Origin of the sequence: Pseudescherichia sp. (assembly GCF_032052675.1) — a bacterium.
In the GTDB taxonomy this organism is placed as follows: domain Bacteria; phylum Pseudomonadota; class Gammaproteobacteria; order Enterobacterales; family Enterobacteriaceae; genus Pseudescherichia.
Genome location: NZ_DAMBWA010000013.1, coordinates 34,962 through 59,973, shown reverse-complemented (window position 1 = coordinate 59,973; position 25,012 = coordinate 34,962). Strand labels below are relative to the sequence as shown.

Annotated in this window: 24 protein-coding genes and 1 pseudogene; 5 read left to right on the top strand and 20 right to left on the bottom strand. The window is 56.1% G+C overall.

The window, feature by feature from the left end; genetic code table 11:
- The 5 genes and pseudogenes from RTX96_RS16460 to RTX96_RS16440 form a co-directional block, all read right to left on the bottom strand.
- On the bottom strand, positions 1–540 hold the full coding sequence (locus tag RTX96_RS16460) for a C39 family peptidase (protein ID WP_312671577.1): 540 nt from the start codon (positions 538–540) through the stop codon (positions 1–3).
- Positions 537–1,604: pseudogene (locus RTX96_RS16455) on the bottom strand (ATP-grasp domain-containing protein). Before RTX96_RS16455 ends, RTX96_RS16460 begins: the two are co-directional and overlap by 4 nt.
- 34 nt (positions 1,605–1,638) lie before the next feature.
- Complete coding sequence (locus RTX96_RS16450) at positions 1,639–2,565, bottom strand: cysteine synthase family protein (protein ID WP_312671576.1); 927 nt, start codon at positions 2,563–2,565, stop codon at positions 1,639–1,641.
- Between the two features lie 375 nt (positions 2,566–2,940).
- Positions 2,941–3,762, bottom strand: coding sequence for a type I 3-dehydroquinate dehydratase (aroD, locus tag RTX96_RS16445; RefSeq protein WP_312671575.1), 822 nt, complete (start codon positions 3,760–3,762; stop codon positions 2,941–2,943).
- 98 nt (positions 3,763–3,860) lie between these two features.
- Positions 3,861–4,634: an ankyrin repeat domain-containing protein gene (locus RTX96_RS16440; protein WP_312671574.1), complete on the bottom strand. Its 774-nt coding sequence runs from the start codon at positions 4,632–4,634 to the stop codon at positions 3,861–3,863.
- Between the two features lie 209 nt (positions 4,635–4,843).
- Here RTX96_RS16440 and mutS point away from each other — a divergent pair, with 209 nt between their 5' ends.
- Entirely contained in the window at positions 4,844–7,405 is a 2,562-nt protein-coding gene (gene mutS / locus RTX96_RS16435; protein WP_312671573.1) for a DNA mismatch repair protein MutS, read from the top strand.
- A gap of 62 nt (positions 7,406–7,467) precedes the next feature.
- Positions 7,468–7,896 carry an OsmC family protein gene (locus tag RTX96_RS16430; RefSeq protein ID WP_103818261.1) on the top strand — a complete coding sequence of 143 codons (429 nt, stop codon included), beginning with the start codon at positions 7,468–7,470 and terminating at the stop codon, positions 7,894–7,896.
- Positions 7,897–8,071: 175 nt separating this feature from the next.
- On the opposite strand, the gene rpoS is transcribed toward RTX96_RS16430, so the two are convergent.
- The 12 genes from rpoS to cysD all read right to left on the bottom strand — a co-directional run bounded on the left by rpoS (position 8,072) and on the right by cysD (position 17,862).
- Positions 8,072–9,064 carry an RNA polymerase sigma factor RpoS gene (gene rpoS, locus RTX96_RS16425; protein WP_103818262.1) on the bottom strand — a complete coding sequence of 331 codons (993 nt, stop codon included), beginning with the start codon at positions 9,062–9,064 and terminating at the stop codon, positions 8,072–8,074.
- A gap of 114 nt (positions 9,065–9,178) precedes the next feature.
- Positions 9,179–10,333: a murein hydrolase activator NlpD gene (gene nlpD / locus RTX96_RS16420; protein ID WP_312671572.1), complete on the bottom strand. Its 1,155-nt coding sequence runs from the start codon at positions 10,331–10,333 to the stop codon at positions 9,179–9,181.
- A 110-nt stretch (positions 10,334–10,443) separates the two neighbouring features.
- Positions 10,444–11,070 (bottom strand): protein-L-isoaspartate(D-aspartate) O-methyltransferase, encoded by a 627-nt coding sequence (locus RTX96_RS16415; protein ID WP_103818264.1) that lies wholly within the window; start codon positions 11,068–11,070, stop codon positions 10,444–10,446.
- Entirely contained in the window at positions 11,064–11,825 is a 762-nt protein-coding gene (surE, locus tag RTX96_RS16410; protein WP_312671571.1) for a 5'/3'-nucleotidase SurE, read from the bottom strand. The genes RTX96_RS16415 and surE overlap by 7 nt, the downstream gene beginning before the upstream one ends.
- Positions 11,806–12,855 carry a tRNA pseudouridine(13) synthase TruD gene (gene truD, locus RTX96_RS16405; RefSeq protein WP_103818266.1) on the bottom strand — a complete coding sequence of 350 codons (1,050 nt, stop codon included), beginning with the start codon at positions 12,853–12,855 and terminating at the stop codon, positions 11,806–11,808. The genes surE and truD overlap by 20 nt, the downstream gene beginning before the upstream one ends.
- Complete coding sequence (ispF, locus tag RTX96_RS16400) at positions 12,852–13,331, bottom strand: 2-C-methyl-D-erythritol 2,4-cyclodiphosphate synthase (RefSeq protein ID WP_042387822.1); 480 nt, start codon at positions 13,329–13,331, stop codon at positions 12,852–12,854. The genes truD and ispF overlap by 4 nt, the downstream gene beginning before the upstream one ends.
- Positions 13,331–14,041: a 2-C-methyl-D-erythritol 4-phosphate cytidylyltransferase gene (ispD, locus tag RTX96_RS16395; protein WP_312671570.1), complete on the bottom strand. Its 711-nt coding sequence runs from the start codon at positions 14,039–14,041 to the stop codon at positions 13,331–13,333. Before ispD ends, ispF begins: the two co-directional genes overlap by 1 nt.
- A 19-nt stretch (positions 14,042–14,060) precedes the next feature.
- Complete coding sequence (gene ftsB, locus RTX96_RS16390; RefSeq protein WP_103818268.1) at positions 14,061–14,372, bottom strand: cell division protein FtsB; 312 nt, start codon at positions 14,370–14,372, stop codon at positions 14,061–14,063.
- Positions 14,373–14,540: 168 nt separating this feature from the next.
- On the bottom strand, positions 14,541–14,864 hold the full coding sequence (locus tag RTX96_RS16385) for a DUF3561 family protein (RefSeq protein WP_312671569.1): 324 nt from the start codon (positions 14,862–14,864) through the stop codon (positions 14,541–14,543).
- 47 nt (positions 14,865–14,911) lie between these two features.
- Positions 14,912–15,517 (bottom strand): adenylyl-sulfate kinase, encoded by a 606-nt coding sequence (gene cysC, locus RTX96_RS16380; RefSeq protein WP_103818270.1) that lies wholly within the window; start codon positions 15,515–15,517, stop codon positions 14,912–14,914.
- Positions 15,517–16,944 (bottom strand): sulfate adenylyltransferase subunit CysN, encoded by a 1,428-nt coding sequence (gene cysN, locus RTX96_RS16375; protein ID WP_312671568.1) that lies wholly within the window; start codon positions 16,942–16,944, stop codon positions 15,517–15,519. Before cysN ends, cysC begins: the two co-directional genes overlap by 1 nt.
- Before the next feature lie 9 nt (positions 16,945–16,953).
- Positions 16,954–17,862: a sulfate adenylyltransferase subunit CysD gene (cysD, locus tag RTX96_RS16370; protein ID WP_042387833.1), complete on the bottom strand. Its 909-nt coding sequence runs from the start codon at positions 17,860–17,862 to the stop codon at positions 16,954–16,956.
- A 298-nt stretch (positions 17,863–18,160) separates the two neighbouring features.
- On the opposite strand from cysD, the gene RTX96_RS16365 reads away from it, so the two are divergent.
- From RTX96_RS16365 to RTX96_RS16355, 3 genes are all read left to right on the top strand, one after another.
- Positions 18,161–19,207: an aminopeptidase gene (locus tag RTX96_RS16365; RefSeq protein WP_312671567.1), complete on the top strand. Its 1,047-nt coding sequence runs from the start codon at positions 18,161–18,163 to the stop codon at positions 19,205–19,207.
- A 261-nt stretch (positions 19,208–19,468) separates the two neighbouring features.
- Entirely contained in the window at positions 19,469–19,912 is a 444-nt protein-coding gene (locus RTX96_RS16360; RefSeq protein WP_312671566.1) for an antitoxin Xre/MbcA/ParS toxin-binding domain-containing protein, read from the top strand.
- Positions 19,909–20,379 carry an RES family NAD+ phosphorylase gene (locus tag RTX96_RS16355; protein WP_312671565.1) on the top strand — a complete coding sequence of 157 codons (471 nt, stop codon included), beginning with the start codon at positions 19,909–19,911 and terminating at the stop codon, positions 20,377–20,379. The genes RTX96_RS16360 and RTX96_RS16355 overlap by 4 nt, the downstream gene beginning before the upstream one ends.
- A 90-nt stretch (positions 20,380–20,469) precedes the next feature.
- On the opposite strand, the gene cysH is transcribed toward RTX96_RS16355, so the two are convergent.
- The 3 genes from cysH to cysJ form a co-directional block, all read right to left on the bottom strand.
- The gene (cysH, locus tag RTX96_RS16350) at positions 20,470–21,204 is read right to left on the bottom strand and encodes a phosphoadenosine phosphosulfate reductase (protein ID WP_103818303.1); all 735 of its coding nucleotides are present in this window, start codon (positions 21,202–21,204) and stop codon (positions 20,470–20,472) included.
- A gap of 90 nt (positions 21,205–21,294) precedes the next feature.
- Positions 21,295–23,007 carry an assimilatory sulfite reductase (NADPH) hemoprotein subunit gene (gene cysI, locus RTX96_RS16345; protein ID WP_312671564.1) on the bottom strand — a complete coding sequence of 571 codons (1,713 nt, stop codon included), beginning with the start codon at positions 23,005–23,007 and terminating at the stop codon, positions 21,295–21,297.
- On the bottom strand, positions 23,007–24,818 hold the full coding sequence (cysJ, locus tag RTX96_RS16340; RefSeq protein WP_312671563.1) for an NADPH-dependent assimilatory sulfite reductase flavoprotein subunit: 1,812 nt from the start codon (positions 24,816–24,818) through the stop codon (positions 23,007–23,009). The genes cysI and cysJ overlap by 1 nt, the downstream gene beginning before the upstream one ends.
- Positions 24,819–25,012 lie beyond the last annotated feature (194 nt).

Below are 25,012 nucleotides of genomic sequence, written 5' to 3'. Positions count from 1 at the left end.
CTAATTTACCTTGTCAGATATAACGATGCCTTTCATGGAAAAACTGCTGGAGAAGCGCGCAATGGGCACGGCATGATGCTTTTCGCCCCAGCGGGTAGGATCCATAAAGCAGATGAAATGTGTCCCGCACAGGTTTCTGATCCTGTACAGCAGAACCAGATGGCCGCCGCGGCGTCCGTCACAGGGGAACTGATGGGTTACCGAGGCGATAACCAGCTGTCCGGCATCAAGTGTTTTGATAACCTCCTCAACGGTTAATGCCCTGGCGCTGGCGTCTACGCCATAAGCTGAAAGGGTTTGGGCGAGCTGTTGATGTCGCCAGCCCTTTTCCGCGTAACCGCCTATGCTGACGCAGCGATTAAACAGGCTCTGGACAGAGACCAACTGACCTGCCAACAGCATGAGCGCCGAACTGGCGCAGGCCAGGCCACAGGAGCGCACCGACCAAAAACGCACGATCTCTGCAAGGTGTTCAGGCAGCGCGGTATTCTCAGGCAGGTCCGCCATCCAGTACTGGCAGACGTAGGGAGGTCTTTTCACGCTGTTTTATCCGCCTGTGAGGTATGTTTAAGAAAAGCCGTATTCATGATGGCCAGGATCATTTCGTCATAGCTGAAACCAAACGAGGTAAACATCTGTGTAAAATTGCCGCCGTGTGAAATACCCGGCACGGTATTGATCTCCAGCACAAAAATATCCTCTCCCTGAATCATCATATCGACCCGGGAAATGCCTTGGCACCCGGTATGGGCAAAAGCCTGCTATGCTGCCTCTTTCAGTCGCTGCTGCTGCTGCGGAGAAAAATTACCGCCGAGGGAATAGTGGATCGCGTTTTTGCTTTTTCCGAGCTTAAGCTCGGCGTCATAAAACGGCGCCTCCGTCCTGGCAGTTAATACGGGCAGGACATAGTAGCCGGTTGATAGTTGGATAATGCCCACGGTGGCAAAGGTGCCCGCGATATACTTCTCCATAAAATAAGAGGAGGCTCCTTTTGGACACCCCTCTGTCAGCCAGCGGGTTAATTCACTGTCGTTTTTGATTAAGGTAATGCCAAGGCTGCTTCCCCCCTGGCGCTCCTTCATCATTACCGGATATTCCAGCAGACTGGCTTTGGTAAGGAGACTATCCAGCGTTTCGTCTTCACTCATCTCGTAGTAGGCTGCGGTGCTTACGCCAGCGCTTTTCATTACGTGTTTAAAGTAGAGTTTGTCGCAGCAGATTGCGCTGGCAGCAACGCCGGGTCCCGGATAGTCAACGCTTAGATAATCCAGCCACCCCTGAATGCGTCCATCTTCGCCATACTCGCCCTGGGCATAGATAAAAACGTAATCGGCTACCGCCAGATAGTCTTTGATTTTTGCATCCGTGCTGGCGACGCGCTTATAGTTAAAGTTCAGCGCGTTCAGCGCCCGGTCAATGGCCAGAATGCCTCTTATTTCGTCGGCGGCGTTATGGGTATAAATACGGTTCTCTTCCGAGTGATCGCCTTCAATTAAAACAATAAATTGAGTAGCGAGTTTATCTTTTACTTTGGCAAGCACCTGTTTTTCAGCAGCAACGTTAGCGTACAGCTCGCTGTCTGCCTTATAGATAGCAACGGTCATAATATAGAATCTCGTAAATAGACGGCGGCGTTGATTACATGGCGGAGAGCTTGGATATATAGCGCTCTCCGGAGTCAGGAGAGATACAGACGATATTTTTGTAATACCCCATCCGTGCGACTTTCTCTGCGACCGCCATGATTGCGCCGCTGGAAAGGCCAATATCAACGCCGTCGCTAACGTAGAGCTGATGGCAGGCTTCTATCGCTTCACTATCGGTGACCTGATAGATCTCATCGATATAATCTTTATTATAAATATCCGGAATAAAGTCCGATCCAACCCCCTCTATTCGCCACGGCGTCCGCTGATGCGTTTCAGAGTATTTATGCGGATGATAAAGAGAACCTGCGGGATCGATAGCAATAATTTTGACGCCGGGAGCATGTTCACGAAAATAGCGAGCCAGCCCCATTGCGGTGCCGCCAGAGCCTATCCCACAAATGATGGCATCGAGATTTCCCTGCATCTGCTGGTAAATTTCAGGCGCGGTCGAGAAGTAGTGCGCCTCGCTATTGTAGGGGGACGTGAATTGGTTCAGATAGTAGCGGCCTTCCACTGCAGCGTACGCTTTTGCCATTTCAATATAGTGAGTGCAGGAGCCTGCAGGTGCAGAGGAGGTAGTGACAATGACATTTGCATCCAGATGCTTGAGTAGGGCTAATTTTTCTTTACTGATTTTATCGTGCGTCACGATGGTGACTTTATAGCCTTTATGCTTGCCAATCCAGGCAACGCCTACGCCGGTATTTCCTGACGTGGCCTCCACCAGCTCCATTCCGGGTTTAATTTTATTATGTAACTCACACTGATTAATCATGCGTAGCGCAACGCGATCTTTTATTGAACCGCCGGGATTAAAGGATTCCAGTTTAATATAGAGATGCGTGCCAGCGTATTTTTCTTTGAGGATTTCAATAAGCGGCGTATTGCCAATAGAGTCCGTTATATCACATATCATAGGTATCTATTCCATCAAATTAACCCACAAATAATGTAATTCACCAGCGTCCGCTGGCGTGACAAAATTATGCCTTATTGTACTGACAGTCAAACAGAGTAATTAACGCTTTCATTACCCACCTTAAAAAATAACCCAATAAATTTCAATAGGTTATAAAAACCGTTTTTTCAGGCAATCGATAATCCTGGCCCAATGATATAAAATTTTTTGAAAAATAAGCATCAAAAGCTAAAAACTGAACTTAATTTAGCCATTCACGCTGGCAGATAAGCGAGTCTTATAGCTATATTTTTCATTAAAGTAACATTTCATATTTTTATTTAACATTACCAGCTGGGCTACCTGAGAAAAAAGGTAACCCAGCCCACTGATTTAGCTGCCCTTATTTGCCTTATGCAGCGCCGCTATCGTCTGTTGCAGCACCTTGACGTCAATCTGCCCCGGCGCGGAGGCGTTGCCCATGCTGCCAAAGGTCAGGTTGCTGCCATAAATTTCACCGGACAGACGGGTTACCGTTCCCTGTCCGCCCATCGCCATCGTCAACAGCGGTTTATCGCTGCGCTGGCGCATCTGCCAGGTGATGCTGGTCAGCCGATTGACATCCTCTGGGGATGTTGGCATCACCGCCAGCTTGAGCACGTCCGCGCCGTAGTATGCCTGCTGCGCCAGACGTTGCAGCATCGCTTCATTGGTCGGCGTACTGTTGAAGTCGTGGTAGGACACAATAGTGGCTACGTGATGCTGATGCGCTTTGGCAATCAATTCGCGTACTGCCGTTTCACCAATGCGCATCTCGATATCAATCAGATCGGCAAATCCGGCCGCCAGCCACTGCTGATAAAGTTCGCTATAGCGCGCATCACCCGGTGTTTTCTCGCCCCCTTCGGGCTTCGTGCGGAACGTCAGCAGCAGCGGTTTGCCGTTAAGCACCTTACGCACGGCCTGACCCAGGGCGGTGACTTTCGCTGCATCAGTAGCGAACGCCAGTTTATCCACGCGCAGCTCAAGAATGTCAGCCTCAGGCGTCTGCGCAACCTGCTCCGCCTCCTGCAACACTTTTGCTTCGTCCTCACCCGATGTCGAGACGATAATCGCTGGCTGTCCCTCTCCAATAGTCAATTTTCCTACCTGTAAAGCGTGAACGGACTGCTCTGCGTTTACGCTGCCAGCGTAGACAGATGCAGCCATTGCCATGATTAACGCCATCGGTGCTTTCAACATCAAACCCTCGCTACGGTGAAAAGAAGTGAGTTTTAAGATCTAGTTCACATTTTTGTATGAGGCAAAGAGAGTTACTCGGTTGGTCGAACAGGAGGCGAAGGTGGCCACTTTCCACCCTGCTGGATCAGCTTCTCTTTTATGTTGATCAAATTTTGATAGTGTTCATCACCCTCTTTCGCGCCATTTAAAAGGCGCTGGAGTTGATTACCCATCGTCCAGCCGACGTCGCTACGGATCTCAGGATTGGCTCCCCGATCCAGCAGGAGCAGGACATGGTCATGCTTGCCGTAATCCAAGGCATAGATGAGCAGCGTATTTCCTAGCGAATCGGTAACGTTAATATTGGCTCCGCGATCTAGCATCACTTTCAGCGTCTCGGTATTTTTAGCCTTGAGCGTTTCCAGTATGATGGGATCGTGATGCACTTTATCTCTCGCATCAGGCGATAAGCCTCCGTCAAGCAGCGCGCTGATCCACTCTCCACTGTCACCCTGCAGAACAAATTCAGCCGGGCTGCTTCCGCCGGCCGGGCGAGGCTGGAGCGGATCCGCCCCCGCCTTCACCAGGTCGGTAATGATGTCTAACTGGGGTGCTGTTTTTTTATCGTTTATCGCATGGCTAAGCGCCCAGAACAGCAGCGTCATATCCTGCTGTCCGGGTTTGTTAAGATCGGTTTCTGGCGCGAGTTTTTTTACCTGGTCAACTTCGCCGCGCTCGATTGCCTTTGCCATAACAAGCTGCTGGCCGCTGAAGTAATCTTGCGGATCCAAATCCGTACTTTGCTTACATCCCTGAATTATAAGCGTAAACAACAGCGCCAGGCTGAATGAAAAAAACGTCTTCACACACAACTCCTGATTTTCTCTTACTCCGGCTAAATTCCCAGCGCGTATAATGCGCCTCCCCTTTTTCAGAACTGGAAGGGGCCTCGTGAAGTTCTTTATCGTTGCTTTCCAGTGAATGCTCATCTCCGTTATCATATCTCCCTATCAGATATCTAAGACAACAAACCGACCCTCGCCTCATTTAAAATCAGGGAACTGGACATAACTTCATGAGTACACAAGAGAACTTTGACGCCCACACGCCCATGATGCAGCAGTACCTGAAGCTGAAAGCCCAGCATCCGGACATTCTGCTCTTCTACCGGATGGGCGATTTTTATGAGCTGTTTTATGACGATGCGAAACGCGCTTCACAGCTGATGGATATCTCCCTGACCAAACGCGGTGCCTCGGCAGGCGAGCCGATCCCGATGGCGGGCGTGCCGCACCACGCGGTAGAGAACTATCTGGCGAAGCTGGTCAGCCTCGGCGAGTCGGTGGCAATCTGCGAGCAGATTGGCGATCCGGCCACCAGCAAGGGGCCGGTTGAGCGCAAGGTGGTGCGCATCGTAACCCCCGGGACCATTAGCGACGAAGCGCTGCTGCACGAGCGTCAGGACAACCTGCTGGCGGCCATCTGGCAGGACGGCAAAGGCTTTGGCTACGCCACGCTGGACATCAGCTCCGGGCGCTTTCGCCTGAGCGAACCTGCTGATCGCGAGACGATGGCCGCCGAGCTACAGCGTACCAACCCGGCAGAGCTGCTTTATGCCGAAGACTTTGCCGAGACCGCGCTCATTGAGGGGCGTCGCGGGCTGCGTCGTCGTCCGCTGTGGGAGTTTGAGATCGACACCGCCCGCCAACAGCTGAACCTGCAGTTTGGCACCCGCGATCTGGTGGGCTTTGGCGTGGAAAACGCCACGCGCGGCCTCTGCGCCGCAGGCTGCCTGCTACAGTACGTAAAAGATACCCAGCGCACCTCCCTGCCCCACATCCGGGCGATCACTATGGAGCGCCAGCAGGACAGCATCATTATGGATGCCGCCACCCGCCGCAACCTGGAGATCACCCAGAACCTGGCCGGCGGCATTGAGAATACGTTGGCCTCGGTGCTCGACTGCACGGTCACGCCGATGGGCAGCCGGATGCTCAAACGCTGGCTGCATATGCCGGTGCGCGACACCAAAACCCTGACCGAACGCCAGCAGACCATCGCCGCGCTCCAGGACGCCACGACCGAGCTACAGCCGGTGCTGCGTCAGGTGGGCGATCTGGAGCGTATTCTGGCGCGGCTGGCCCTGCGCACCGCGCGCCCGCGCGATCTGGCCCGCATGCGCCACACCTTCCAGCAGCTGCCAGCGCTGCGGGAGATGCTGGCCGAGGTCGACAGCGCGCCGGTACAGCGGCTGCGGGAGACGATGGGCGAGTTTAGCGAACTGCGCGAGCTGCTGGAGCGGGCGATCATCGACGCCCCGCCGGTGCTGGTGCGCGATGGCGGCGTGATTGCCCCCGGCTATAACGCCGAGCTGGACGAGTGGCGCGCCCTGGCGGATGGCGCAACGGACTATCTCGATAAACTGGAGATCCGCGAGCGCGAGAAGCTGGGCCTGGACACGCTGAAGGTCGGCTATAACGCGGTGCACGGCTACTTTATTCAAATCAGCCGCGGTCAGAGCCACCACGCGCCTATTCACTACGTACGCCGCCAGACGCTGAAGAATGCCGAGCGCTACATTATTCCGGAACTGAAAGAGTATGAGGACAAGGTACTGACCTCGAAGGGCAAGGCGCTGGCGCTGGAGAAGCAGCTCTATGACGAACTCTTTGACCTGCTGATGCCGCACCTGGCCGATCTCCAGCAGAGCGCCAGCGCCCTGGCAGAGCTTGACGTGCTGGTTAACCTGGCCGAACGCGCCTATACCCTCAACTACTGCTGCCCAACCTTTAGCGATAAGCCGGGCATCCGCATCAGCGAAGGGCGTCATCCGGTGGTTGAGCAGGTGCTGAACGAGCCGTTTATCGCCAACCCGCTGAATCTCTCCCCGCAGCGGCGGATGCTGATCATCACCGGGCCAAACATGGGCGGTAAGAGTACCTATATGCGCCAGACCGCGCTGATTGCCCTGCTGGCCTATATTGGCAGCTACGTCCCGGCGCAAAAAGTAGATATCGGCCCTATCGACCGCATCTTCACCCGCGTTGGCGCGGCGGACGACCTGGCCAGCGGTCGTTCAACCTTTATGGTAGAGATGACCGAAACCGCTAACATTCTGCACAACGCCACGGAAAACAGCCTGGTGCTGATGGATGAGATTGGGCGCGGCACGTCCACCTATGACGGCCTGTCGCTGGCGTGGGCCTGCGCGGAGAACCTGGCGAACCGCATTAAGGCGCTGACCCTGTTTGCGACCCACTACTTCGAGCTGACGCAGCTGCCGGAGAAGATGGAGGGCGTGGCTAATGTACATCTCGATGCGCTGGAGCACGGGGATACCATCGCCTTTATGCACAGCGTGCAGGATGGCGCAGCAAGTAAAAGCTACGGTCTGGCAGTAGCGGCGCTGGCAGGCGTGCCGAAAGAGGTGATCAAGCGGGCACGGCAGAAGCTGCGCGAGCTGGAGAGCATTACGCCCAACGCGGCGGCAACCCAGGTGGATGGCACCCAGATGTCGCTGCTTGCCGCGCCCGAGGAGACCAGCCCGGCGGTTGAGGCGCTGGAGAATCTCGATCCGGATACGCTGACTCCGCGCCAGGCGCTGGAGTGGATCTATCGCCTTAAGAATATGGTGTAGTTTTCTGCGGGCCTGGCCTGAGCTTCTATACTTATGTTTTCATCCAAAAAAGGAGCGAATACATGACGATCCATAAGAAAGGTCAGGCACACTGGGAAGGCGACATCAAAGGCGGTAAAGGCACCATCTCTACCGAGAGCGGCGCGTTAAAGCAGCAGCCTTACGGTTTTAATACCCGCTTCGAAGGCGCAGCCGGGACTAACCCGGAAGAGCTGATCGGCGCTGCGCACGCGGGCTGCTTCTCTATGGCGCTGTCATTGATGCTGGGTGAAGAGGGCTATACGCCGGAAAGCATCGACACCACGGCAGATGTGTCGTTGGATAAGGTTGATGGCGGCTTCGCGATCACTAAAGTCGCGCTGACCAGCACGGTGAAAGTGCCGAATATCGAAAAAGAGGCTTTCGATAAGATCATTAACAAAGCCAAAGCGGGCTGCCCGGTTTCTCAGCTGCTTAAGGCTGAGATCACCCTGGACTATACCCTGAATTAATAGGGACACGCCGGGCGGCGGCTCTGCCTTGCCCGGCCTACACCGACTATGAGCCGCAGGCCTGATAAGTTGTAGGCCCGTGTAAGCGAAGCGCCACCGGGCGTTAATAGCTGTTTCAAATGCTGCAAAAGAAAAAGGCCAGTCAGTTGACTGGCCTTTTTTGGAATGGTGTCGCTTATTCGCGGAACAGCGCTTCGATATTCAGCCCCTGCGTCTGCAGAATTTCGCGCAGACGACGCAGACCTTCAACCTGAATCTGACGAACGCGTTCACGGGTCAGGCCAATTTCACGGCCTACATCCTCAAGCGTTGCAGCTTCATAGCCCAGCAGACCGAAACGACGTGCCAGCACCTCACGCTGTTTGGCGTTCAGTTCGAACAGCCATTTGACGATGCTCTGCTTCATGTCATCGTCCTGCGTGGTGTCTTCCGGACCGTTATCTTTCTCATCGGCCAGGATGTCCAGCAGCGCTTTTTCGGAGTCGCCACCCAGCGGGGTGTCTACCGAGGTGATGCGCTCGTTGAGACGCAGCATACGGCTTACGTCATCAACCGGTTTATCGAGCTGCTCAGCAATCTCTTCTGCACTTGGCTCGTGGTCCAGCTTATGGGACAGTTCACGTGCGGTACGCAGATAGACGTTCAGCTCTTTAACAATGTGAATTGGCAGACGGATCGTCCGGGTCTGGTTCATGATTGCCCGTTCGATGGTCTGACGAATCCACCAGGTTGCGTAAGTCGAGAAACGGAACCCACGTTCTGGGTCAAATTTCTCAACGGCGCGGATCAGCCCCAGGTTACCTTCTTCAATCAGATCCAGCAGAGCCAGACCACGATTGCTGTAACGACGGGCAATCTTCACAACCAGACGCAGGTTACTTTCAATCATGCGACGGCGTGATGCAACGTCCCCACGCAGTGCGCGACGCGCGAAGTAAACTTCTTCTTCAGCTGTTAACAGGGGAGAATAACCGATCTCACCTAAGTACAGCTGAGTAGCGTCAAGCACACGCTGTGTTGCTCCCTGAGATAACAGCTCCTCTTCAGCTAACTCGTTATCACTGGGTTCCTCTTCATTCAGGACTTTCTCATCGAAAGCCTCAACTCCGTTCTCATCAAATTCCGCGTCTTCATTTAGATCATGAACTTTCAGCGTATTCTGACTCATAAGGTGGCTCCTACCCGTGATCCCTGAACAAAATCTCCATACCCCTTTTCTTATTCGCGGCAGCTACGTACGCTGCCACGTCAAAGCAAAGGTGAGTATAACGACTTTGCCAAATTATCGCTGCGGTAAATAACGCAGCGGGTTGACGGATTTCCCCTTGTAACGAATTTCAAAATGCAAACGTGTAGAACTGGTTCCGGTGCTACCCATAGTAGCTATCTTCTGCCCCGCCTTGATGTCTTGTTGTTCCCGGACCAGCATTGTGTCGTTATGGGCGTAGGCACTCAGGTAATCATCATTGTGTTTGATGATAATAAGATTACCGTAACCGCGCAGAGCGTTACCGGCATATACCACGCGTCCATCTGCGGTCGCGACGATAGGCTGGCCTTTCGTCCCTGCGATATCGATCCCTTTATTGCCACCTTCGGTAGCAGAGAAGTTATCGATAACGTTGCCATCAGTAGGCCAGCGCCAGGATGAAATCGGCGCGCTGGTAGACGTACTGCTGGCCGTCGGTTCGGTGGTACTTACATCAGTTGTGCTAACCGGTGGTGCTGTAACAGGCGCTGTGACTACCGTCGCAGGCTTGTTGTTCGGCAACATTTTGTTAGCACTCTGTTCACCTGAGTCTTCAGAATACGTAATTGTCGGTTGCGGCGCAACTACTACGGTTGATTTTTGTGCAGGCGGAGTCACGATTCCTTGCGCGGAAGCATCGGCCTGAGTGATTGCGTTACCGCCAGTAATTGGCGTACCGGATGAATTTCCAACCTGCAGAACTTGCCCGACATTCAGGCTATACGGGGCGGCAACGCCATTTCGCTGGGCCAAATCGCGAAAATCGTTACCAGTTACCCAGGCAATGTAAAACAGTGTATCACCGCGTTTCACGGTGTAAGTGCTGCCCCCAGTATAGCTACCTTTCGGAATGTTCCCATACTGGCGATTGTAAACAATTCGGCCATTTTGCGTCTGAACGGGCTGCGAAGCCACCGGTTGGCTCGTTGCTGGCTGAACGGATGTTGGCGGGGTGATAACAGGCTGAACCGGCTGAATCTGCGGCGCCTGCTGTGGTGTGCTGCCCATCTTCGGTGGAGGGGTAATTAACATCCCAGAGTCGGTGCTGCTGCCGGAGGCGCTACCACCGTCGACGGAGCTTACCGGTGCGGGCGGATTACCAGAACTTGAGCATCCTGCCAGCCAGAGCGAAACCAGTGACAATGCCGCAATCCGGCTTAAGGTGAATGTTGGGCTTCCCGTGCTCATTTATCCCCCAAAAATGTATTTACTTGTGCGTGTTGAAAACCGTGGCGTCATATATAACGCCGCCCACCTTACGCTTAAACTCGCTGAAAACTTTAGGAAAAATCCGGGTCTCAGGCCAGCTCCCCTTTCACTAGCGGGACAAAACGTACGTCTTCTACGGTTTCGATGATAAATTCGCTTCCCCGTCGATGGATGCACTTCAACTGCTGGTGCTCATCGCCCACGGGTAAAACGAGAATGCCGCCGTTATCCAGCTGCGCCAAAAGCGCGGCGGGGATCTCCGGCGGCGCGGCGGTCACGATGATGGCATCAAACGGGGCGCGTGCCTGCCACCCCTGCCAGCCATCGCCATGACGCGTTGAAACATTATGCAGGTCGAGCTGCTTCAGGCGGCGACGCGCCTGCCACTGCAGACTCTTGATCCGCTCAACGGAGCAGACATGGCGCACCAGATGCGCCAGAATCGCGGTCTGGTAGCCGGAACCGGTGCCGATCTCCAGCACTCTGGAGTCCGGTGTCAGCGCCAGCAGTTCGGTCATCCGCGCCACCATATAGGGCTGCGAAATGGTCTGCCCCTGGCCGATAGGCAGCGCCACGTTCTCCCACGCTTTGTGTTCAAACGCTTCATCAATAAATTTCTCACGGGGAACCCGTGCGATGGCCTCCAGGACATGTTCATCTTTAATGCCCTGGCTGCGTAACTGATCGAGAAGGGCTTGTACGCGTCTGCTTACCATTGCGTGTTCACTCCGGCACGGCTTAACCAGTCCGAAACAACATCGTGCGCACTGTGTGCGGTGAGATCCACATGCAGCGGTGTCACCGAGACGTAGCCTTCATCCACGGCGGCAAAATCGGTATCCGGTCCGGCATCGTGCTTTTCACCCGGCGGACCAATCCAGTAGAGCGTATTGCCGCGCGGATCCTCCTGCGGGATCACCTTATCCGCCGGATGGCGGCTGCCGCAGCGGGTCACGCGGATGCCTTTGATCTCATCAAGGGGCAGATCGGGCACGTTAATATTCAGAATGCGGCCGGTGCGCAGCGGCTCCCGGCTCAGGGCGCGGAGAATCGCACAGGTCACGGCGGCGGCGGTGTCGTAGTGCGTGTAGCCGTTAAGCGAGACCGCCAGCGCCGGAAAACCAAGGTGACGCCCTTCCATTGCCGCGGCTACCGTCCCGGAGTAGATCACATCGTCGCCAAGGTTCGGCCCGGCGTTGATCCCGGCCACCACGACGTCCGGACGCGGGCGCATCAGCGCATTAACGCCCAGAAAGACGCAGTCGGTAGGCGTCCCCATCTGCACGGCGATATCGCCGTTCTCGAAGGTAAAGGTACGAAGTGACGATTCCAGCGTCAGGGAGTTAGAGGCTCCGCTGCGGTTACGATCGGGCGCGACAACCTGCACATAGGCAAATTCCCGTAAAGCATGGGCCAGAGTCTGAATACCCGGCGCATGGATCCCGTCATCGTTACTCAGCAATATTCGCATAATCACCCGATGTATTGATAAGTTCCCTTACAACGCTGGTGGCAAAGCTTCCGGCCGGTAGCCAGAAGCGCAGTTCGACAGTGACATCATCCCACCAGTTCCAGCTCAGCTGCTGCGGATAGAGCAGCGCGGCCCGGCGCGAGGCCTCAACCTTTTCACGCACCAGCAGAGACTGCAACAGCGGTGAATCGCTAATAGCCGCTTCTTCACGCGCCAGCGCCTCGCGCTGGGTTCCCCACTCGCCGGTACCCGGCAGCGCAGCGGTAATCAGCAGCGCTTTGTCATCGACGCGTGCCTGCAGCGCCGCCAGCTCTTCCGGCGTAGCCACGAACCAGCTTCCGCGCCCCGCTAATTGTAGCGCATCGCCGTCAACAACTTGATTAAAGTCCGCTTTTTTCAGGCGCTCGCTGACGATCTGATTAAACAACGCGCTGCGGGCTGCCGACAACCAAAAACTGCGTTTATTGCGATCGCGCACCGGCGCATCGCTCTGCGCCCAGCGCAGCGCGCCGTGCAGGTTGCTGCCGCCGATACCAAAGCGCTGCGCGCCGAAGTAGTTCGGTACGCCCTGCTCTGCGATTGCCGTAAGACGCGCGTCGACGTCGGCACGGTCGCTCACCTCGCGCAGCACCAGCGTAAACTGGTTGCCCTTCAGCGCCCCCAGCCGTAGCTTGCGTTTGTGCCGCGCGTACTCCAGCACCTTGCAGCCTTCCAGCTGAAACGCGCTGAGATCCGGCATCTCTTTGCCCGGCACGCGGGCGCAGAGCCACTGCTCGGTCACTGCATGCCTGTCTTTCTGCCCGGCGAAGCTGACCTCCCGGGCAGAGATCTTGAGGAATTTTGCCAGCGCGTCGGCGACAAAGCGGGTATTGCAGTTGGTCTTCAGCACCCGCACCAGAATATGCTCGCCCTCGCCGTCAGGGGCGAAGCCTAAATCTTCTACCACGACGAAATCTTCCGGGTTGGCCTTCAGCAGGCCGCTGCCCAGCGGTTTGCCGTGCAGGTACGTCAGTGCGTCAAACTCGGTCATTTAGCCGCCTTGACTAACAGCGCCACGGCTTCGCAGGCGATACCTTCCCCGCGCCCGGTAAAGCCCAGCTTCTCGGTCGTGGTGGCCTTAACGTTAACGTCGTCCATGTGGCAGCCGAGATCCTCTGCAATGAAGATACGCATCTGCGGGATATGCGGCAGCATTTTCGGTGCCTGGGCGATAATGGTCACGTCCACGTTGCCAAGGGTGTAGCCTTTCGCCTGAATACGACGCCAGGCCTCGCGCAGCAGCTCGCGGCTGTCAGCGCCTTTAAACGCCGGATCGGTATCCGGAAAGAGCTTGCCGATATCACCCAGCGCCGCCGCGCCCAACAGCGCGTCGGTTAAGGCATGCAGGGCTACGTCGCCATCGGAGTGCGCCAGCAGGCCCTTCTCATAGGGAATACGTACGCCGCCGATGATAATCGGGCCTTCGCCGCCAAAAGCGTGTACGTCAAAGCCGTGTCCAATACGCATTATTTGTTCTCCATAGAGGCGTTACGGGTAAGATAAAACTCTGCCAGCGCCAGGTCTTCAGGCCGCGTCACTTTAATATTATCAGCGCGGCCGGCAACCAGCTCGGGATGGTAGCCGCAGTGCTCCAGCGCCGAGGCTTCGTCGGTGATAGTCGCCCCGTCGTTAAGCGCCCGCGTCAGGCACATCTTAAGCAGCGGCAGTGGGAAAAACTGGGGGGTCAGCGCGTGCCAGAGATCGTTACGATCCACGGTATGGGCAATGGCGCCCTTGCCTGGCTCGGCGCGCTTCATCGTATCGCGCACCGGGGCGGCCAGAATGCCACCCGTACGGCTGGTTTCACAAAGAGAGAGCAGACGGGAGAGATCGTCCTGATGCAGGCAGGGACGAGCCGCATCGTGCACCAGCACCCACTCGGCATCCCCGGCAGCGTGCAGGCCGGCCAGCACCGAATCGGCGCGCTCTGCGCCGCCGTCAACCACGGTAATCTGGGGGTGATACGCCAGCGGCAGTCCGGCGAAGCGCTCATCGCCTGGGCTAACGGCAATAATCACCCGCTCAACACGCGGATTTGCCAGCAGCGCCGCAACCGCATGTTCAAGGATGGTTTTATTGCCAATCGAAAGATACTGTTTAGGGCATTCCGTTTGCATACGGCGGCCAAATCCGGCGGCCGGTACGACGGCGCAGATGGCCGGAACTATTGCTGCCATGTAAGAAAACCTGGGCCTGTTATCGACTGTTTTGTGGTGACCCTGGGCTGCGCTTGGACGCATCCGGAACCAGACGATAAAAGGTTTCGCCCGGCTTGGTCATACTGAGTTCGTTACGTGCACGCTCTTCAATCGCTTCCTGACCGCCATTAAGATCGTCAATCTCGGCAAAAAGCTGATCGTTGCGCGCTTTTAGCTTAGCGTTTGTTGCCTGCTGTACTGTGACATCATCGCTGACGCGGCTGAAGTCGTGGAGGCCATTCTTGCCAAACCACAATGAATACTGTAGCCAGACCAGCAAAGCCAGCAACAGCAGCGTTAATTTACCCATCCTGCCCCCTGTAAAACGGCATCATCATCCCATAACTTACGTCAGGACTCCACTCTAAGCCGATACCGTAACGACGCTGCCAAATGTACCATACCTCATCCGCTCCAGGCACTGTCCAGCCTGGAAACATCGTCTTAAAAAGCGTTACGGTTTGAATTATGGCGTGCTTTAACCCATCAGCCACATAAATAGCATGCTGAACATAGCGACGCTGGCCAGCGCCGTTACCAGGCTGCTATAGACTAGCCTGCCGTTGAGCAAGGAGTGGATGGCCACACCGACCACAACCGCAACGGGCATCAGTGCCAGAAAAAACGGCCATGTATAGAGAAAGAAAAAGAGGGTGTTAGAGCCGTACAGCAGGAACGGTAGGCTTAGCGCCAGCAGCCATGAGGCAAAGCCAACGACGGCGCCTGGCAGTGACCAGGTCGTCTCTTCGTTGGCAACGCCGGTTTCAGATGGGGTGATAGTAATATTCTGGCTATTGCGCATAGTGGATCCTGTGACCTGACTTGCCGGGTGCAAAACCCGGCGTTGTCTCAGGATCTGATAATATCGTCCCGTTTCAGTAGATCTAATAATTGAGCCACTAAATTTGTTACTAATTGTTCGCCGTCCAGACGTACCTCGGGTAACTCAGGCGCCTCATAAACGGAATCGATCCCGGTAAAATGACGCAGCTCACCGGCGCGCGCCTTTTTATAGAGCCCTTTCGGATCTCGCGCTTCGCAGGTAGCCAGGGAGGTATCGACAAAGACCTCGTAAAAACGCCCCTCGCCTACGCGCTCGCGCACCATCTGCCGTTCGGCCCGGTGCGGAGAGATGAAAGCTGTCAGCACAACCAGTCCTGCATCCACCATTAGCCGGGATACTTCACCCACGCGGCGAATGTTCTCCTTGCGATCGTCGTCGCTGAAGCCCAGATCGCTGCACAGGCCGTGGCGTACGTTGTCACCGTCGAGTAGATAGGTGCTGACGCCCAGGCGGTGCAGCGCCTCCTCCAGCGCCCCGGCCACCGTGGATTTACCCGAGCCGGATAGCCCGGTAAACCACAGCACAACCCCACGGTGACCGTGGAGTTGCTCCCGCTGCTGCGCGGTAACGGGATGGGCGTGCCAGACGACGTTCTCGTCATGATCCGCCATTATTTGCCTCCCAGCAGATCGCGTGCGCCCCAGTGTGGGAAGTGCTTACGCACCAGCGCGTTCAGCTCCAGCTCGAAAGCGCTGAACTCAGACGGCGCGGCCACCGCGTCAGTGTTCGGCTGATTGACCATGCCTGCACCAACGGTGACGTTGCTCAGGCGGTCGATAAAGATCATCCCCCCGGTAACCGGGTTATCCTGGTACTTATCCAGCACCAGCGGCTCGTCAAAGGTCAGGTCAACCAGGCCGATACCGTTAAGCGGCAGCGCATCGACGCTGCGCTGGGTCAGGTTGTTGATATCCACCTGGTACTGAATGCCGTCCACGCGCGCCCGGGTCTTCTTGCCCGCGATTTTGATGTCGTAGCTCTGGCCTGGGGTCAGCGGCTGCTCGGCCATCCATACCACATCTACCGCCGCGCTCTGTACGGCTGGCAGGCTCTCCTGCGCATCCAGCAGCAGATCGCCCCGGCTGATATCGATCTCATCCTTCAGCACCAGGGTCACCGCTTCGCCCGCGCCCGCTTCCGGCAGATCGCCATCGAACGTCACAATGCGTGCCACCGTAGACTCTACGCCCGACGGCAGTACTTTAACGCGCTGGCCTACCTTGACGCTGCCAGAAGCAACGGTACCGGAGAAGCCGCGGAAATCGAGGTTCGGACGGTTAACATACTGCACCGGGAAGCGCATCGGCTGGGTATCCACTACGCGGTGGATCTCCACGCTCTCCAGCACTTCCAGCAGCGTCGGGCCGCTGTACCACGGCATGCTTGCGCTCTGGCTGGCAACGTTATCGCCCTCCAGCGCCGACAGCGGCACAAAGCGGATATCGAGGTTGCCCGGCAACTGCTCGGCAAAGGTCAGGTATTGCTGGCGGATCGTTTCAAAGGTCTCTTCGCTGAACTCCACCAGGTCCATTTTGTTCACCGCCACCACCAGGTGCTTAATGCCCAGCAGGGTGGAGATAAAGCTGTGGCGACGGGTCTGATCCAGCACGCCTTTACGCGCGTCGATCAGCAGGATTGCCAGATCGCAGGTCGAGGCGCCGGTGGCCATGTTACGGGTGTACTGCTCATGCCCGGGGGTATCGGCGATAATGAACTTACGCTTTTCGGTAGAGAAGTAGCGGTAGGCCACGTCAATAGTGATGCCCTGCTCACGCTCGGCCTGCAGACCATCCACCAGCAGTGCGAGGTCGAGCTTTTCGCCCTGGGTACCGTGGCGCTTGCTGTCGTTGTGCAGCGTGGAGAGCTGATCTTCATAAATCTGGCGTGTGTCGTGCAGCAGACGGCCAATCAGGGTACTTTTACCGTCATCGACGCTGCCGCAGGTCAGAAAGCGCAGCAGACTCTTGTGCTGCTGGGCGTGCAGGTACGCTTCGACGCCGCCTTCATTAGCAATTTGTTGGGCAATAGTGGTATTCATGGCGGCTCCTTAGAAGTATCCCTGGCGTTTTTTCAGCTCCATCGAGCCGGCCTGGTCCCGGTCGATGACGCGCCCCTGGCGTTCACTGGTGGTGGAGACCAGCATCTCTTCGATGATCTCCGGCAGCGTCTGGGCATCAGACTCTACCGCGCCAGTCAGCGGCCAGCAGCCGAGGGTACGGAAGCGCACCATGCGCTGTTTGATCTCTTCGCCCGGCTGCAGGTCGATGCGATCGTCATCGATCATCATCAGCATGCCGTCACGTTCAAGCACCGGACGTTCAGCCGCCAGGTAGAGCGGAACGATTTCGATATTTTCCAGATAGATGTACTGCCAGATATCCAGTTCGGTCCAGTTGGACAGCGGGAAGACACGGATGCTCTCGCCTTTGTTGATCTGGCCGTTGTAGTTGTGCCACAGCTCCGGGCGCTGGTTTTTCGGATCCCAGCGGTGGAAGCGGTCGCGGAAGGAGTAGATACGCTCTTTCGCGCGGGATTTCTCCTCGTCGCGGCGCGCACCGCCGAAGGCCGCGTCAAAACCGTACTTATTCAGCGCCTGCTTCAGCCCTTCTGTCTTCATGATATCGGTATGCTTGGCGCTGCCGTGCACGAACGGGTTGATCCCCATCGCCACCCCTTCCGGGTTTTTATGCACCAGCAGTTCGCAGCCGTAGGCTTTGGCGGTACGGTCACGGAACTCATACATCTCACGGAATTTCCAGCCAGTGTCGACATGCAGCAGTGGAAAAGGCAGCGTACCTGGATAGAAGGCCTTGCGTGCCAGGTGCAGCATAACGCTGGAGTCTTTACCGATGGAGTACATCATCACCGGATTGGAGAATTCAGCCGCCACCTCGCGAATAATATGGATGCTTTCCGCCTCCAGTTGTCGCAGGTGGGTGAGTCGTTTTTGATCCATAACCGTTCCTTAAGGGGAAATTGACCGCACAAGACGATCTGTCCTGTGCGTCTGTTATCTGTCGCATGTGTCGCTTAAAACAAGGGATAGAGGGACTATAGGGGGCGTCTAAGAACGAATGAAATTACGAATTGGAATGAGTAGTTACTCAATGGAATAACGTTGAGCAAAAGCAAATATCAAAAAGTGCTTAACGCGAGAAAATACGGGCGTTTAAGCGTAATTGAAATTGTGTAACTGCGATCACAGTTTCATACTAAGGACGTCAAAAATTTTGCTTCATTTTTAAGGACTCACTATGTTTTCCGCATTGCGCCACCTCGCTATCGCTCTGGCGCTCGGTGTGTGCTTTACCGTGCCGGCGCAGGCAAAAGCCAGCCAGCCCGGCGAGATGGCCAGCGAGCAGGCCCGCCATATTGCTACCTATTTTCCGGGCCGCATGACCGGCACGCCTGCGGAGATGCTCTCAGCCGACTATCTGCGCCAGCAATTTGAACAGATGGGCTACCAGAGCGACATCCGCAAGTTCAACAGCCGCTACATCTATACCTCACGCAATAAGAACCAGAACTGGCACAACGTGACCGGCAGTACGGTTATCGCCGCCCATGAAGGCAAACTGGCCCAGCAGATCATCGTGATGGCGCACCTTGATACCTACGCGCCGCGCAGCGACGCCGATAGTGATAACAACCTTGGCGGCCTGACATTACAGGGGCTCGACGATAACGCCGCCGGACTGGGGGTGATGCTGGAGCTGGCGGACCAGATGAAGCATACCCAGACCCAGTACGGCATTCGCTTTATCGCCACCAGCGGCGAGGAAGAGGGGCGGCTGGGCGCGGAAAATCTGCTGCAGCGCATGAGCGACGCCGAGAAGAAAAATACTCTGCTGGTGATCAACCTCGATAACCTGATCGTCGGCGATAAGCTCTACTTCAACAGCGGCAAGAGCACGCCTGCCGCGGTGCGCAAGCTAACCCGGGATCGGGCCTTAGCTATCGCCCGCCAGCACGGCATTACCGCCACCACCAATCCGGGCCTGAATCCGGATTATCCGAAAGGCACCGACTGCTGCCACGACAGCGAAGTGTTCGATCGCGCGGGTATCCCGGTACTCTCCGTCGAGGCCACTAACTGGTCACTGGGGAAGAAAGATGGCTACCAGCAGCGGGCAAAAACCAAAGCGTTTCCCGACGGCACAAGCTGGCATAACGTGCGCCTGGATAACCAGCAGTTCATCGACAGCGCCCTGCCCGGCCGCATCGAGCGCCGTAGCCGCGACGTGATGCGTATAATGCTGCCGCTGCTTAAGGAGCTGGCGAAGGCGGAGAAGAGTACATAGCGCATAGGTTGAGTTTAGTAGGCCGGGCAAGCGCAGCGCCGCCCGGCGATGAGTGCTGTAGTTAGTCGGAGTAGATTAAGCTTGCTTTAGCTCTTCAAAAATTTCGGGGTGCTTATCGAGTCTCGCGATTAAAAGTGCCGATTGCCGCCATATACGTTTCGCCAGCGTCATCATCAAAAACGCTTTTTATCATTCCAACGGTTAATATTTGCCCAAAAGATACCATTTGGATATAATTAAATTACCAAATGGAGGTTAATCATGAAAACGTTTAGCGTATCCACGACTCAGACCAAGCCACCCCGTTTATGGCAGGTGGCCGGGTTAAACAATGCTGATGGGGTAGCGTTGCTGGGGCAGATTAACGAAGGCCTTGATGGCAAAGTTGCTAGCCTGATCGTTGACTGGGCAAAGATAACGCAAAACGACCTGCGCAAAATGTCAGGTATCCCATCAACCACATTCAGCCGCAGTCTGAAAGCGCGCTTCAGTGCCGACCAAAGTGAGCGGCTGGTGCGCATCATTCGTGTCCTTGATCGTGCAGTAGAGCTGTTCGAAGGTGATAAGGATGAGGCGCAAAAATGGTTAAATGAGCCTAACCGGGCTCTGGGCTGGAAAGTGCCAGCAGACCTGATGGCATCCGAAACCGGCGCTTATGAAGTGATGAAGCTAATCACTCGCCTGGAGCATGGGGTTTACTCTTGATCCTCTACAGGCTGACAAAGACAAAGTATCTTTCTACAGCCTGGACGGGATATGGAGCAAAAGAGGCCGGGGGCCGCTGGAATAGCGTCGGCACGTCGATGGTCTATGTCTCGGAAACTGCATCGTTAACCATGCTTGAAACGCTGGTGCATCTGCGAGCGGCACAGATTATGGATTATTTCACGCTGTTGAGTATTGATGTGCCTGATGACCAGATTCAAAAGGCCAATATACAAGAAATACCAGGTAACTGGGCTGATGAAGAGGCCCCACCGGAACTGGCCGAGTATGGTGACGCCTGGTGCTTTTCTAAGGCATCAATCGCCCTGCGCGTGCCCAGCGCTTTATCACCGGTGGAGTATAACTATCTGCTGAACCCTGAGCACCCCGGTTTCTTCGAAATCACTCGAAATTCAGAAGCCATTCCGTTTCAATTCGACAGCCGCTTAAGGCCCGATCGCAAGTAATGAAGCGTGCCGATTCTCGGGTAAAACTAACAGAAATAAACCAAAAAAATGCCGACTCAAAAGTCAGCATTTTTCGTCCGGAGCGTTATATCACCCCTCGTGCAGTCCGCATTCACGCTTGAGACCGAAGAAACGGGTCTCTTCTTCCGCCATGCCCGGCTCCCATTTGCGGGTAGTGTGCGTATCGCCCACCGAGAGGTAGCCCTGATCCCACAGCGGATGGTACTTCAGACCGTGCTTCTGCAGATACTGGTAAACGGTACGGTTGTCCCAGTCGATGATCGGCAGCACCTTAAACACGCCGCGCTGAACCGCCAGCACCGGCAGCGTAGCGCGGCTGCCTGACTGCTCACGACGCAGGCCAGCAAACCAGGTCTGCGCCTTCAGCTCTTTCAGGGCGCGGTTCATCGGCTCAACCTTATTGATCTCATTGTACTTCTCAATGCCTTCCACGCCCTGCTCCCACAGCTTGCCGTAGCGCGCTTCCTGCCACGCCGGGCTCTGCTCCGCACGGTAGATCTTCAGGTTCAGCTTGAGCTTATCTGCCAGCTCATCAATGAACTGGTAGGTCTCCGGGAACAGGTAGCCAGTATCGGTTAGGATCACCGGGATATCCGGGCTGATCTGGTTCACCAGATGCAGACTCACCGCCGCCTGGATGCCAAAGCTTGAGGAGAGCACATACTCACCGGGCAGGTTTTCTAACGCCCAGACGACGCGCTCTTCCGCGCTCAGTTTTTCCAGCTGACCGTTGGTCTCCGCTAGCGCCAGTATGCGTTCGACTTTTGGCAGTTCGTTTAAAACATTAAGATCGAGTCTGGACATATACCCCTCGCTTATGCCGGGCGGCACTGCGTTTGCCCGGCCTACGGTTTTGTAGGCCCGGTAAGCAAAGCGCCACCGGGCATGACGACGTTACTCCCAGAAATCCCGCGCCGGATCCAGCACCGGACGGATGATCCCCGTACGAATGGTGAAGTCGCCGAAGCCTTCGCCCGCTTCGCGCTCTTTCGACCAGCGGCCTACCAGAACGTCGATAGAGTCGAGGATCTCTGACTCGGTGATGTTCTCACGGTACATGCGCGGAATGCGTGTGCCCATACGGTTGCCGCCAAGGTGCAGGTTGTAACGCCCCGGCGCTTTACCTACGAGGCCTAGCTCCGCCAGCAGCGCACGGCCACAGCCGTTCGGACAGCCGGTCACGCGCATCACAATATGATCGTCGCCGACGCCGTGTTTCTCCATGATCGCTTCAACTTTATCAACAAAGCTCGGCAGGAAACGCTCCGCTTCCGCCATCGCCAGCGGACAGGTCGGGAAGGCAACGCAGGCCATAGAGTTCTCACGCTGCGGTTTCACCGCATCCATCAGGCCGTGGGAACGAGCCAGCTTCTCAATCTTCGCCTTCTGGCTCTCCGGCACGCCCGCAACGATCAGGTTCTGGTTAGCGGTCAGGCGGAAATCACCCTTGTGGATCTTTGCGATCTCCAGCAGGCCGGTCTTCAGCGGACGATCCGGATAATCAAGGATCCGACCGTTTTCGATAAACAGCGTCAGATGCCACTTGTTATCAATGCCTTTCACCCAGCCGATGCGATCTCCACGGCCAGTGAACTCGTACGGACGAACCGGCTCGAACTTCATGCCTGCCCGGCGTTCAACTTCCGCTTTAAAGGTCTCAACGCCTACGCGCTCCAGGGTGTATTTGGTCTTGGCGTTTTTACGATCGGTACGGTTGCCCCAGTCGCGCTGGGTCGTCACTACCGCTTCTGCTACCGCAAGGGTGTGCTCCAGCGGCAGGAAGCCAAACTCGCTCGCGGTGCGGGCGTAGGTTTTCTTGTTACCGTGCTCGATAGAGAGACCACCGCCCACCAGCAGGTTAAAGCCGATCAGCTTGCCGTTCTCGGCGATGGCGATAAAGTTCATGTCGTTGGCGTGCAGATCGACGTCGTTCTGCGGCGGGATCACTACCGTGGTTTTGAACTTACGCGGCAGATAGGTCTGCCCGAGGATCGGCTCTTCATCGGTAGTTGCCACCTTCTCGGCGTCATGCCAAATCTCAGCATAGGCGCGGGTACGCGGCAGCAGGTGCTCGGAGAGCTTCTTCGCCCACTCGTAGGCCTCCGCGTGCAGCTCCGACTCAATCGGGTTAGAGGTACAGAGCACGTTACGGTTCATGTCGTTGGCGGTCGCCAGCGCGTCCAGACCCACTTCATGCAGCATCTGGTGAGCGGGCTTGACGTTCTTCTTCAGAATACCGTGATACTGGAAGGTCTGACGGTTGGTCAGACGAATGCTGCCGTAAATAGTCTTCTCTTCGGCGAACTTGTCGATGGCCTGCCACTGCGTCGGGGTGATGATCCCACCCGGCAGACGGCAGCGCAGCATCATGGCATGACGCGGCTCCAGCTTCTGCTCGGCACGTTCGGCACGAATATCACGGTCATCCTGCTGATACATACCGTGGAAGCGGATCAGCAGAAAGTTGTCACCTTTAAAACCGCCGGTAAGCCCGTCATTCAGATCTTCAGCAATGGTACCGCGCAGGTAGTTGCTCTCACGTTTCATACGCTCGGCGTCGGTCAGTTTACCTTCGACCACCAGCGGACCTGGGTGTTTATCGCTCATTAGTAGACATCTCGCTGATAACGGCGCTCTACGCGCAGCTCACTTAAATATTCGTCAGCCGTTTCGGTATCCATGCCACCGAACTCGGCAATCACTTCCAGTAACGCCTGCTCAACGTCGCGCGCCATACGCGTCGCGTCGCCGCAGACATAAATGTGCGCGCCTTCGTTGATCCAGCGCCACAGCTCTGCGCCCTGTTCGCGCAGTTTATCTTGTACGTATACTTTCTCTTTCTGGTCACGGGACCAGGCCAGATCGATGCGGTTCAGCACGCCCTCTTTGACGTAGCGCTGCCACTCCACCTGGTACAGGAAATCGTCGGTAAAGTGCGGGTTACCAAAGAACAGCCAGTTTTTACCCGGCGCGTCGTCCGCCGCACGCTGCTGCATAAAGGCGCGGAACGGTGCGATGCCGGTGCCTGGGCCGATCATGATCACCGGCGTCTCCGGGTTAGCAGGCAGACGGAAGTTATCGTTGTGCTCAATAAACACGCGGATCTCACCGTCCTCTTCCACGCGATCGGCGAGGAAGCCAGATGCGCCGCCAGTACGGGCGCGACCTTCAACGTCATAGCGCACCACACCGACGGTGACGTGCACTTCGCTCTCCACTTCCGCCTGGGATGAGGCAATGGAGTAGAGGCGCGGCGTCAGCGGACGCAGCAGGCCAATCAGCGCCTCAGCATCCAGCTGGGCGGCAGAGAAGCGCACCATGTCAACGATCGGCGTCGTCGCAGCGTAGTGCTGGAGTCGGGCCTTATCGCCCACCATCGGCAGCAGGGTTTCACTGCGGCTCAGCCTGGCGTAGTTCTCAACGATGCTGGCAGTGTTGACCGTCAGCTCAAAGTGCCACTCCAGCGCCTCGGAGAGCGGAAGCGTTTTGCCATCCACGGTGACCGGCTCGTCGCCTTTCAGCCACAGCAGCTCAACCAGCTCGCGCACCAGCGCCGGATCGTTCTGGTACCAGACACCCAAGGCGTCACCCGGCTGATAGCGCAGGCCAGAGTCACCCAGATCGATCTCGATATGGCGCACGTCTTTCTCGGAATCGCGGCCAGTGATCTTCTGGTTCACGGCGAGCGTCGCTACCAGCGGCTCCTCTTTAGTATAGGGGCTGGAGAAGACCTCATTGACCGCACCGGTAGCGGTCACGGCCGCCTGAGCCGGGCTTTCGGTCGGCACGCGGGTCTTCAGAATATCAACGATGCGGGCCCGCCATTCGCTGGCCGCCGCCTGGTACTCAACGTCGGCATCCACGCGATCCAGCAGGCGCTCTGCACCCAGCTCCGCCAGCTTGCTGTCAAAGTCTTTACCGCACTGGCAGAAGAATTCGTAGGAAGTATCGCCCAGGCCGAACACGGCAAAGGCTGTACCATTAAGCTTCGGCGCTTTTTTCGAGAACAGGAACTTATGCAGGGCGACCGCCTCTTCCGGTGGCTCTCCTTCACCCTGGGTCGAAGCAACCACAACCAGCAGCTTTTCGTTGGCAATTTGTTTGAATTTATAGTCGCCAGCGTTGACCAGGTTGACGTTAAGCTTCGCCGCCAGCAGGTCGTCACGCAGCGCTTCCGCCACGCGACGGGCGTTACCGGTCTGCGACGCGCTAAGCAGCGTGATCGTCGGCGTCTCTACCGCCGGAGCTGGTGCTGCGGCCAGTGCTGCGGCGCCAGGCTGCTGGTTAAGCACGCCCCAAAAGTAGCCGGAAACCCAGGCAAGCTGGGTGGGTGTTAAATCGGTGGTGGCTGCCTGAAGGCGCGCCAGCTGCTCCGGGTTCAGCGGAAGCAAAGCGGAAGGTGGGGCCTGTGTCGTCATGCGTCGTTATGTTCCAGTAAGCAAAGCTATTAAAAAAGCGTAAAAACAGAACAGAGTGTAAGGTTAACGGCGTGAATAATAACAATTAAAGAAGGGTTGGAAATAACAAATAACTAAAAACGCTAACCGCTTTTAGTCATAGTTATTAACAGTAAAACAGGTTGATTAATTTGTTGATTTAAAAGAATAAGATT